Origin of the sequence: Micromonospora sp. D75 (genome assembly GCF_018070405.1) — a bacterium.
In the GTDB taxonomy this organism is placed as follows: Bacteria; Actinomycetota; Actinomycetes; order Mycobacteriales; family Micromonosporaceae; genus Micromonospora; species Micromonospora chalcea.
Window position 1 is genome coordinate 1 of record NZ_JAGPXV010000139.1, and the last position, 10,965, is coordinate 10,965.

Here is a 10,965-nt window from a genome sequence, read left to right on the forward strand (position 1 = left end):
GCCGCTGCACCCAGGACGAGGGTGTATGCGGGGTCTCCGCGGCGATCTTGGCGAGTACGGCGTCGGCGATCGGCTCACCGGTCGGCGCCGGATCGATCACCGCCAGGTTCCCGTCCGCGTACGCGAGCCGTCCGGCCAGGGCCAGCTCGACCAGCACCGCCGCGGCCATGCCCAGGTCAAGGCTGATCCGCGGCATGGTGGCCTTGCCGGTTTCGTCGTCGTACGCGAGGAGCAGCAGCTCTTCGGCGAGCGCAACACCAGTCATGGCCCGGAACGCTAGCGCCTCCCCGCACCCCCGCGCACCAACTCGCCGGGGCAGTCCGGTTCCCGGTGCGGAGGGCCGACCCTCCGCACCGGGACCGGCCTCAGAAACGGGGCATGCCGCCGAACTGGCGGTCGCCGGCGTCACCCAGGCCGGGGACGATGAACTTCGAGTCGTTCAGGCCCTCGTCGATCGAGGCGGTGACCAGGCGCAACGGCAGGCCGGAGCGCTCCAGCCGCTCGATGCCGACCGGCGCGGCCAGCACGCAGAGCACGGTGATGTCGGTGCAGCCGCGGTCGGCGAGCAGCCGGCAGCAGTGCTCCAGCGAGCCGCCGGTGGCGAGCATCGGGTCGAGCACCAGCACCGGCAGGCCGCTGAGGTCGCGCGGCAGCGACTCCATGTACGCGCGGGGCTCGTACGTCTCCTCGTCGCGGGCCAGGCCGACGAAGCCCATCGACGACTCGGGCAGCAGGCCGAGCGCGGCGTCGGCCATGCCGAGGCCGGCCCGCAGCACCGGCACCAGCAGCGGCGGGTTCGCCAGCCGACTGCCTTCGGTGGCGGTGACCGGGGTCTGGATCGAGTACTTCTCGACCGGGAAGGAGCGCGCGGCCTCGTACACCAGCATGGTGGTGAGTTCGCGCAGCGCCGCCCGGAACGACGACGAGTCGGTCCGGGCGTCCCGCATGGCGGTCAGCCGCGTCTGGGCGAGCGGATGGTCAATGACGGTTACGTCCACGATCGCTCAACCTACCGCTCCGTGGACCGGCGCACGGTGGGTGCGGCCCGACCAGCGACCCCGCTCACGTACGACGCTCGCAACCCGTTCACCGTGACCAAGATCACAGGACTCGCGAGTGCGTACTATTCGGGGCATGACGGCGACAACGACGTCGGCCCGGTCGGATCTCTCCGAGCTGGGACGATCCGAGACCGCTCTGCGGACCTTCCTGCACGGCCTGCCCGGCGTGGACCAGGTCGGCGCGGAGCAGCGGGCGGCGCAGCTCGGCACCCGCTCCATCAAGACCACGGCGAAGGCCGAGGCGATCGACCTGGCGATCCGGATGGTCGACCTGACCACCCTGGAAGGCGCGGACACGCCCGGCAAGGTGCGGGCGCTGGCCGCGAAGGCGCTGCGCCCCGACCCGGCCGACCCGAGCTGCCCGCACGTGGGCGCCGTCTGCGTCTACCCGTCGATGGTCCCGTACGTGGCCGAGGTGCTGCGCGGCAGCGGCGTGCACCTGGCCAGCGTGGCGACCGCGTTCCCGTCCGGTCAGGCCCCACTGGAGATCAAGCTCGCCGACGTGCGGGCGGCGGTCGAGGCCGGCGCGGACGAGATCGACATGGTGATCAACCGGGGCGCGTTCCTGGCCGGGCGCTACGCCGAGGTCTACGACGAGATCGTGGCCACCAAGGAAGCCTGCGGGGACGCCCACCTCAAGGTGATCCTGGAGACCGGCGAGCTGGCCACGTACGACAACGTGCGGCGGGCGTCCTGGCTCGCCATGCTCGCGGGCGGCGACTTCATCAAGACCTCCACCGGCAAGGTCCCGGTCGCGGCCACCCTGCCGGTGACGCTGGTGATGCTGGAGGCGGTCCGCGACTTCCGCGCCGCCACCGGGCGTCAGGTCGGCGTCAAGCCGGCCGGTGGCATCAAGACCACCAAGGACGCGATCAAGTACCTGGTCATGGTCAACGAGACGGTCGGCGCCGACTGGCTGAGCCCGGACTGGTTCCGGTTCGGCGCGTCGAGCCTGCTCAACGACCTGCTCATGCAGCGCACCAAGCTGACGACCGGCGTCTACGCCGGCCCCGACTACTTCACCCTGGACTGAACGCGATGTTCGAATACGCACCCGCCCCCGAGTCCCGCTCGGTGGTGGACATCAAGCCCTCGTACGGGCTCTTCGTCGACGGCGCGTTCGTCGACCCGGCCTCCGGCGGCAGCTTCAAGTCGGTGAACCCGGCCTCCGAGGAGGTGCTGGCCGAGATCGCCGAGGCCGGCGCCGACGACGTGGACCGCGCCGTGCGCGCCGCCCGGACCGCGTACGAGAAGGTCTGGGGTCCGATGCCGGGCCGGGACCGGGCCAAGTACCTGTTCCGGATCGCCCGGCTCATTCAGGAACGCTCGCGCGAGCTGGCGGTGCTGGAGTCGCTGGACAACGGCAAGCCGATCAAGGAGTCCCGCGACGTCGACCTGCCGCTGGTCGCCGCGCACTTCTTCTACTACGCCGGCTGGGCCGACAAGCTTCCGCACGCGGGCTTCGGCCCGGACCCGAAGCCGCTCGGCGTGGCGGCGCAGGTCATCCCGTGGAACTTCCCGCTGCTCATGCTGGCGTGGAAGATCGCCCCGGCGCTGGCCGCCGGCAACACGGTCGTGCTCAAGCCCGCCGAGACCACCCCGCTGACCGCGCTGCTGTTCGCCGAGATCTGCCAGCAGGCCGACCTGCCCGCCGGCGTGGTCAACATCGTCACCGGCGCCGGCGACACCGGCCGGGCGCTGGTCGAGCACCCGGGCGTGGACAAGGTCGCGTTCACCGGCTCCACCGAGGTGGGCCGGGCCATCGCCCGCTCGGTCGCCGGCACCCGCAAGAAGCTCACGCTGGAACTGGGCGGCAAGGCCGCGAACATCGTCTTCGACGACGCGCCGATCGACCAGGCCGTCGAGGGCATCGTCAACGGCATCTTCTTCAACCAGGGGCACGTCTGCTGCGCCGGGTCCCGGCTGCTGGTCCAGGAGTCGGTGGCCGACCGGGTGCTGGAGTCGCTCAAGCGCCGGATGGCCCAGCTCCGGGTCGGTGACCCGCTGGACAAGAACACCGACATCGGCGCGATCAACTCGGCCGCGCAGCTCGCCCGCATCCGGGAGCTGTCCGACGCCGGGTCCGCCGAGGGTGCGGAGCGCTGGTCGCCGCCGTGCGAGCTGCCCGAGCGCGGCTTCTGGTTCGCGCCGACCATCTTCACCGGCGTCACCCAGGCCCACCGGATCGCCCGCGAGGAGATCTTCGGCCCGGTGCTGTCCGTGCTCACGTTCCGCACCCCGGCGGAGGCCGTCGAAAAGGCCAACAACACGCCGTACGGGCTGTCGGCCGGAATCTGGACCGACAAGGGTTCCCGGATCCTGTGGCTGGCCGACCGGCTGCGCGCAGGAGTGGTGTGGGCGAACACGTTCAACAAGTTCGACCCGACGTCGCCGTTCGGCGGCTACAAGGAGTCGGGCTACGGTCGCGAGGGCGGCCGGCACGGGCTGGAGGGGTACCTCAATGTCTGAGCGGGTCGCGGTACGCAAGACGTACAAGCTCTTCATCGGCGGGAAGTTCCCGCGCAGCGAGTCGGGACGGTCGTATCTCGTGCAATCCGCGAACGTGTCTCTTGCCTCCCGGAAGGACGCGCGGGACGCGGTAGTGGCCGCCCGCGCCGCGGTGAAGGGCTGGGCCGGGGCGACCGCGTACAACAGGGGTCAGATCCTCTACCGGGTCGCCGAGATGCTGGAGGGCCGGCGCGAGCAGTTCGTCGCCCTGGGCGTACCGGCCGACGAGGTGGACGCCGCGATCGACCGCTGGGTCTGGTACGCGGGCTGGTCCGACAAGCTGTCCCAGGTGTACGGCGGCGCGAACCCGGTGGCCGGCCCGTACTTCAACCTGTCCGCGCCGGAGCCCACCGGCGTGGTGGCGGTGGCCGCCCCCGAGGAGCCCGCGCTGCTCGGCCTGGTGAGCGTGATCGCCCCGGCGATCGTCACCGGCAACACGGTCGTGGTGGCAGCCTCCCCGGCGGCGCCGCTGGCAGCGGTGACGCTGGCCGAGGTGCTCGCCACCTCCGACCTGCCGGGCGGGGTGGTCAACATCCTCACCGGCCGGCTGACCGAGACCGTGCCGACGCTCGCCGCGCACATGGACGTCAACGCGATCGACCTGACCGGCGTCACCGACGCCGAGCTGGCAGCCGACCTGGAGATCAAGGCCGCGGAGAACCTCAAGCGGGTGCTCCGGCCGGCCCCGGCCGACCACGACTGGTACGCCGATCCCGGCATCACCCGGATGACCACGCTGCTGGAGACCAAGACGGTCTGGCACCCCAAGGGCGTCTGACCGACGGCAGTCCGGTCCCGGCCCGAAGTGGCGGCACACCCACCCGGGTTGCCGCCACTTCCCGTTCCCGCTCTTCCCGCGAACGGTCGTCGGTCCCACCCGAGCAAGATCGACACCAGCACGGCGAAGTGGGCCGATCAACCCGCCTCGGATGCCACCACCTCCCCGAACTGGCGTTGATCTTGTCGAAGGCCCCGCAGGAGGCCGACAGGATCAACACCAAAACCTCCGAAGTGACCCGAGCCACGCCCGACACTCACCCCGCCGCCCAGCAAGATCAACACCACTTCCCCGGAGTGGCCACATCAACCAGCCCGGGACTGCACCACCTCCCCGAACTGGCGCTGACCCTGCCCTCCCACGCACCAAAATCGACACCAGTACGGCGAAGTGGTCACATCAGCCCGCCTCGAATGCCACCACCTCCCCGAACTGGCGTTGATCTTGCCGAGGGGCCCACCCCGAGGCCAGCACGATCAAGACCAGATCCCCGAGAGGGCCGCATCCACCGCCCCCGGACTGCACCACTTCCCCGAGGCGGAGTGGATCTTGGCGGGGCCGTCCGAGGAGAGCTAGATCGACACCAGTACGGCGAGGTGGCCGCATCGAGCCACCTCGGACCACACCACCTCCCCGAGCTGGTGTTGATCTTCGGGAGGGAGGGACGGGGACCGGAACCGGGGACCGGGGCGGCGGAGGGGATCTACTACCGGGGGTAGGATTGGTGGGTGACTCGGCTGGGGGACCTTGAGCGTGCGGTGATGGACGTGCTGTGGGACGCGGCACCAGCCGCCTCGGGCGGTGTGACGGTGCGCGAGGTCGCCGACGCCCTGGACGGCCGCGAGCTGGCCTACACCACCGTCATGACCGTGCTCGACCGGCTCGCCGGCAAGGGCATGGTGCAGCGCGAGCGGGAGGGCCGCGCCTGGCGTTACCGCCCCGCCGCCACCCGCGAGGCGCACATCGCCCAGCTCATGCTCGAAGCCCTCGATCTCGGCGGCAGCCGGGACGCCGCGCTGGTGCGCTTCGCCCGCTCGGTGACCGGCACGGAGGCGGACGTGCTCCGCGCCGCGCTCAGCGCCGAGGCCGGAGCGACCGGGCCCACGATCGTCGAGACCGGGGCAACCGGGCCAGCGACCACCGAGACCGGAGCGACCGGGCCAGCAACCGTCGAGGCCGGGACGACCGGGCCCGCGACCGTCGAGGACGGACCGACCGGCCGGATCGAGGACCCCCGGCCCGGTCGGCCCGCGCTCGACGAGGCGACGGACCGGTAGGCGGCCGCCGTGGCGTACGCCCTGCACTTCGCCGCGACCATTCTGGCCTGCTGGCTGACCGCGCAGGTCCTCGCCGCCGCGCGCTGGACGTGGCGCGCGCCCCGGGTGGCGATCCTGTGCTGGCAGGCGGTCGGGCTGGCGCTCGGCCTGTCGGCCATGGGGTTGCCGATGGCGCTGGGCCTCGACGTCTACGACCGGGCGACCGGGTGGGCGCTGCTGGCGCTGGCCGACGACCTGGCCCACGGCACGCTTCCGGCCGGTGTGGGCGCGGTGCACCTCAGCCTGGTCGGCGTCGGTCTCGGCATCGGCGTGGTGCTGCTCACCACGACGGTACGCAGCCTGCACGGCGCGGTACGCGCCCAGCGCCGGCACCGGGCGCTGTTGCACCTGGTGGCCCGGCGTGACCCGACGGTGCCCGGCGCGCTGGTGCTGGACCACCCGAGCGCTGCGGCGTACTGCCTGCCGGGGGTGCGGCCCCGGGTGGTGGTGAGCGCGGGCACGCTCGACCTGCTCGACCCGGCCGAGCTGGCGGCGGTGCTCACGCACGAGCGGGCGCACGCCCAGGAGCGGCACGATCTGGTGCTGCTGCCGTTCACCGCGTTGTGCCGGGCGCTGCCCTGGTTCCAGTGGGTGCGGGACGCGCACGCGCGGGTGGCGTTGCTGGTCGAGATGCGCGCCGACGACAAGGCCCGGGAGCTGCACGCGGACGCGCCGCTGGCGGGCGCGCTGCGGCGGTTCGCCGCCGCCGAGCACCGGGTGCAACCGGCCGGCACGCTCGGTCTCGGCGACCGCGATCTGGACGTACGGGTGCAGCGGCTGCTCGTCGCGGACCGCCCGCCGCGTGTGCTCGGCGCGATGGCGCTCGCCGTCGCGGGCACGCTCGTCTCCCTGCCGTTCGCCCTGTTCCTGAGCTGATCTCGCCCCCCTAAGGGACTTCTCCGGGTTCGCACACCCCTATAGGTAGTGAAGCTACGTGTAGGTTGACTACGACAAGAGAGTCGACCCATGGGAGGACGACAGTGGATCCGCTGCTCCTCGCCCGCCTCCAGTTCGCCACCACCACCTCGATCCATTTCCTGTTCGTGGCGGTCACGCTCGGCCTGGTCACGCTGCTGGTCGGGTTGCAGACGGCCGGCTTCCTCACCGGCAAACCGGTGTACGAGCGGCTGACCCGGTTCTGGGGCCAGCTCTACGTGATCAACTACGTGCTCGGCATCGCCACCGGCATCGTGATGGAGTTCCAGTTCGGGCTGAACTGGAGCGGGCTGTCGCGCTACGTCGGCAACGTGTTCGGGGCGCCGCTGGCCATCGAGACGCTGGTGGCGTTCTTCCTGGAGTCCACGTTCCTCGGCATGTGGATCTTCGGGTGGCACCGGCTGCGGCGCGGCGTACACCTGGCGCTGCTCTGGGGCGTGGCGATCACCGCGTACGCCTCGGCGTTCTGGATCATGGTGGCGAACGCCTGGCTGCAGAACCCGGTCGGGTACGAGGTCCGCGACGGCGTCGCCCACCTCACCGACTTCGGCGCGCTGCTCACCAATCCCACGTTCGGCATGGCGTTCGGCCACGTGATCTCGGCGAGCCTGGTCACCGGCGGCCTGCTGATGGCCGCGGTGAGCGCGTGGCACCTGCTGCGGCGTACTAGCGACTACGCGCTGTTCCGCACCTCGCTGCGCCTCGGCCTGGTCACCGCGGCGCTAGCGGTCAGCACGCTCCAGGGCTTCGGCTTCGCCCAGTTCGGCCCGGTCGCGCAGCTCCAGCCGACGAAGTTCGGCGGCGGGCCGGAGCGCGACGCGCTCGTCGCCGACTGGACCGCGCGGTTCGGCCCCGGCGACTGGGATCCGCCGGTGCTCTCCAACGTCGGCCTCGGCTTCATGATCCTGATCGGCTTCACGCTCGGCGCCCTCTGGCTCCTGCTGCCGCTGCTCTGGCGCGACTGGATCATCCGGTTGCGGTTCCCGCTCTGGCTGATCCTGCTCGGCCTGCCGCTGCCGTTCGTGGCGATGCTGCTCGGCTGGATCGCCCGCGAGGTCGGCCGCCAGCCCTGGGCCGCGTACGGGCTGCTGCCCACCGCGCAGGCCGTCTCCCCGGTCTCGCCGGGGCTGATGCTCGCCTCGCTGATCGGGTTCAGCCTGCTGCTCGGCGCGCTCGCGGTGACCAACTGGACGCTGCTGGCCCGGCACGCCGCGCGCGGCGCGTACGACCCCGCCCTCGGCCGACCACCCGCGCCCGACACCGACCCCCACCACCAGCCAGTGCTCGTCTGAGGGAGCCCGCCGTGGAACTCGCCTGGTACGCCCTGCTCGGCCTCTTCTTCGCCACCTACCTCGTGCTCGGCGGCTACGACTACGGCGTCGGCCTGCTGCTGGCCCGGCGCGGCCCGACGCCGGGCAGCCGGGCCACGCTCGCCGCGCTCGGGCCGTTCTTCCTCGGCAACGAGGTCTGGCTGGTGGCGGCCGTCGGCATCCTGTTCGGCGCGTTCCCCCGGCTGGAGGGCGAGCTGCTCTCCGGCTTCTACCCGGCGGTGCTCGCCGCGCTGGCCGGGGTGGTGCTGGTGACCGCCGGGGTGCAGTTGCGCAGCCGCCCGGTCTCCGGAACGGCGCGCGCCGGCTGGGACCGGGTGGTGGTGGTCGGCAGCGTGCTCGCCGCGCTGGGCTGGGGCGCGGTGCTCGGCGGGCTGCTCCAGGGCGTGCCGCTGAGCGCCGACGGGCACGTGGTCGGTGTCGGTCATCTCGCCACCCCGGTCGTCGCCGCCGCGGGGCTGGCCCTGCTGGCGCTGGTGGCGGTGCACGGTGCGACGTTCCTCACGCTCCGGCTGCCCTCCGCCGACGCCCCGGCGCTCGCCCGGCTGGCGACCGCCCTGGTGCCCGCCGCACTCGTCGCCGTCGGCGCGGCCACCGTCCTGGGCGTGCTCTCCGATCGGGTACGCGCCGCGGTGGCGCGCCCGGCTGTGGCCGTACTCCTGCCGTTGGCGCTCGTGGCCGCGCTGCTGACGGCCCGCGCGGCGCTGCGGCGGGGCCGGGCCGGTGTGGCCTTCGCCGCGACCGCGACGGCGCTGGCGCTGCCCGCGCCGCTGGTCGGGGCCGCGCTCTGGCCCCGGATCCTGGTCTCCACGGCCGACCCGGCAGCCTCGCTGACGGTGGCCGAGGCGGCCGCCGGCCGTCCGACGCTGGCACTGTTGGGATGGCTCGCGTTACCGCTCGTGCCGGCCCTACTAGGCTTTCAGGCGATGTGCTGGTGGGTGTTCCGGGGACGGATCGACGGCAGGGCACCGGTGTACTGGTGAACCGCCGCCCGTTCGACCCGCGTCTGCTGCGTCGGGTCCCCGCGGCCCGGCGCGACCTCGCCGTGCTCGCGGCGCTGGGCGGGCTGACCGCGCTGCTGGTGATCGCCCAGGCGACCGCGCTGGCGACGCTGCTAGCCACCGCGTTCGACGGACGGCTGCACCGGCCGGCGCTGGCCGGTCTCGTGGCGGCGGTCGCCGGGCGGGCGCTGGTGAGCTGGGCGCAGGGCACAGTGGCGGCGCGGGCCGCCGCGACGGTCAAGGCGGCGCTGCGCGCCGACCTGCTGGGCGCGGTCGGCCGGCACGGTCCCACCTGGGTCGCCGGGCAGCGGGCCGGGCAGCTCGCCACGCTGGCCGGGCGCGGGCTGGACGCGCTGGACCCCTACTTCACCGGCTACCTGCCGCAGCTCGTGCTGAGCGTCACGGTGCCGGTGGCGGTGCTGGCCCGGATCGTGTTCGCCGACTGGAGCTCGGCGCTGATCATCGCGCTCACCATCCCGCTCATCCCAATCTTCGGCGCGCTGCTCGGCTGGCAGGCGCAGGCCGCCACCGAACGGCAGTGGCGCCGGTTGTCGCTGCTCGGCGGGCACTTCCTCGACATGGTGGCCGGGCTGCCCACGCTGCGCGCGTTCGGCCGTTCCCGGGGCCAGGTCGACGTGGTCCGCCGGATGGCCGACGGCCACCGCCAGGCCACCATGAAGACGCTGCGCATCGCGTTCCTGTCCGCGCTGGTGCTGGAACTGGTCGCCACGCTCTCCGTCGCGCTCGTCGCGGTGCCGGTCGGCATCCGGCTGCTCGGCGGCGGCCTCACGCTCTCCACCGCGCTGCTGGTGCTGCTGCTCACCCCGGAGGCGTACCTGCCGTTGCGTGCGGCGGGCAGCCGGTTCCACGCCAGCATGGAAGGGCTCACCGCGCTGGACGAGGCGCTCACGCTCTCCGCCACCGACGCGCCCGCCACCACCGAACCCCGCCGTCCCACGCCGGGCGGCCGGGGCGAGATCCGCTTCGAGGGCGTGAGCGTCGCGTACGACCGGACCACAGCGCTGCGCGACGTCACGCTGACCATCCGGCCCGGCGACCGGATCGCCGTCATCGGGCCCAGCGGCGCGGGCAAGAGCACGCTGCTCAACCTGCTGCTCGGCTTCGTCGCACCGACCTCCGGCCGGGTCACCGTCGATGGCGTGGACCTGGCCGGGGCCGACCTGGACGCCTGGCGGCGCGAACTGGCGTGGGTGCCGCAGCGGGCGCACCTGTTCGCCGGGTCGCTCGCCGACAACATCCGCCTCGGCGCGCCGGACACCCCGGACGACGTGCTCGCCGCCGCGGTCGCCGACGCCGCGCTGGACGAGGTGGTCGACGCCCTGCCCGACGGGCTGGACACCCGCCTCGGCGAACGCGGCCACGGCCTGTCCAGCGGTCAGCGGCAGCGGGTCGCGCTCGCCCGCGCGTTCCTGCGGGACGCGCCGATCGTGCTGCTCGACGAGCCGACCGCGCGGCTTGACTCCGCCAGCGAGGCGGTCGTGCTGGACGCCACACGGCGGCTGGTCGCCGGACGTACCGCGCTGCTCGTCGCGCACCGGCCCGCGCTGCTCGCCGACGCCGACCGGATCCTGCGCGTCGAGGACGGCCGGGTCACCGAACTGCACCCGACCGCCACCGGACCGGGAGTGGCCCGATGATCCCCGGCGCGGAACGGGCGGTGCTGCGCCTGGCCCGGCCGTACCTGAGCCGGCTGCTCGGCGCCGGGCTGCTCGCCGCCGCCACCGAGTTCGCCGGCCTGGCGCTGATGGCCACCGCCACCTGGCTGCTGATGAGCGCCGCCGGCCGCCCGCCGCTGGACCGGCTGACGGTGGCCATCGTCGCGGTCCGGGCGCTGGCGGTCAGCCGGGGCGTGCTGCGGTACACCGAACGGCTCGCCGGGCACGACGCCGTGCTCCGCATGATCACCGACGTACGGGCCCGGGTGTTCGCCACGCTCGCCGCCCGGCGCGGCGCCGGCCGGCGTACCGGGGACGCGCTGTGCCGGCTGGTGTCGGACGTGGAGGCGGCCCAGGACCT

Annotated in this window: 10 protein-coding genes and 1 pseudogene; 9 read left to right on the top strand and 2 right to left on the bottom strand. The window is 73.2% G+C overall.

What is annotated here, in order from left to right:
- On the bottom strand, positions 1-265 hold a 265-nt coding region (locus tag KBX39_RS11360; protein WP_210870396.1), incomplete at its 3' end, for a GPP34 family phosphoprotein.
- 100 nt (positions 266-365) lie between these two features.
- A complete protein-coding gene (gene upp, locus KBX39_RS11365) occupies positions 366-998 on the bottom strand; it encodes a uracil phosphoribosyltransferase (RefSeq protein ID WP_043326733.1) in 633 nt (210 codons plus the stop codon).
- Positions 999-1,134: 136 nt separating this feature from the next.
- Here upp and deoC point away from each other — a divergent pair, with 136 nt between their 5' ends.
- The 9 genes and pseudogenes from deoC to KBX39_RS11410 form a co-directional block, all read left to right on the top strand.
- The gene (gene deoC, locus KBX39_RS11370; RefSeq protein ID WP_030501215.1) at positions 1,135-2,094 is read left to right on the top strand and encodes a deoxyribose-phosphate aldolase; all 960 of its coding nucleotides are present in this window, start codon (positions 1,135-1,137) and stop codon (positions 2,092-2,094) included.
- A 5-nt stretch (positions 2,095-2,099) separates the two neighbouring features.
- Positions 2,100-3,530: an aldehyde dehydrogenase family protein gene (locus KBX39_RS11375; RefSeq protein ID WP_113972052.1), complete on the top strand. Its 1,431-nt coding sequence runs from the start codon at positions 2,100-2,102 to the stop codon at positions 3,528-3,530.
- Entirely contained in the window at positions 3,523-4,347 is an 825-nt protein-coding gene (locus tag KBX39_RS11380) for an aldehyde dehydrogenase family protein (protein WP_064447630.1), read from the top strand. Before KBX39_RS11375 ends, KBX39_RS11380 begins: the two co-directional genes overlap by 8 nt.
- Positions 4,348-5,075: 728 nt before the next feature.
- A complete protein-coding gene (locus KBX39_RS11385) occupies positions 5,076-5,624 on the top strand; it encodes a BlaI/MecI/CopY family transcriptional regulator (RefSeq protein ID WP_210870398.1) in 549 nt (182 codons plus the stop codon).
- Positions 5,625-5,633: 9 nt separating this feature from the next.
- Positions 5,634-6,539, top strand: coding sequence for a M56 family metallopeptidase (locus KBX39_RS11390; RefSeq protein ID WP_210870400.1), 906 nt, complete (start codon positions 5,634-5,636; stop codon positions 6,537-6,539).
- A gap of 104 nt (positions 6,540-6,643) precedes the next feature.
- Positions 6,644-7,891 (top strand): cytochrome ubiquinol oxidase subunit I, encoded by a 1,248-nt coding sequence (locus KBX39_RS11395; RefSeq protein WP_069087167.1) that lies wholly within the window; start codon positions 6,644-6,646, stop codon positions 7,889-7,891.
- 11 nt (positions 7,892-7,902) lie between these two features.
- Entirely contained in the window at positions 7,903-8,910 is a 1,008-nt protein-coding gene (locus KBX39_RS11400; protein ID WP_210870402.1) for a cytochrome d ubiquinol oxidase subunit II, read from the top strand.
- The gene (gene cydD, locus KBX39_RS11405; protein ID WP_210870404.1) at positions 8,907-10,586 is read left to right on the top strand and encodes a thiol reductant ABC exporter subunit CydD; all 1,680 of its coding nucleotides are present in this window, start codon (positions 8,907-8,909) and stop codon (positions 10,584-10,586) included. Before KBX39_RS11400 ends, cydD begins: the two co-directional genes overlap by 4 nt.
- 20 nt (positions 10,587-10,606) lie before the next feature.
- Positions 10,607-10,965: pseudogene (locus KBX39_RS11410) on the top strand (thiol reductant ABC exporter subunit CydC); the annotation flags it as partial.

Bases quoted from the DNA above. Each gene is read 5' to 3' on its own strand.
- KBX39_RS11380 (WP_064447630.1), top strand. From the start codon at position 3,523: ATGTCTGAGCGGGTCGCGGTACGCAAGACGTACAAGCTCTTCATCGGC.
- KBX39_RS11375 (WP_113972052.1), top strand. From the start codon at position 2,100: ATGTTCGAATACGCACCCGCCCCCGAGTCCCGCTCGGTGGTGGACATC.
- deoC (WP_030501215.1), top strand. From the start codon at position 1,135: ATGACGGCGACAACGACGTCGGCCCGGTCGGATCTCTCCGAGCTGGGA.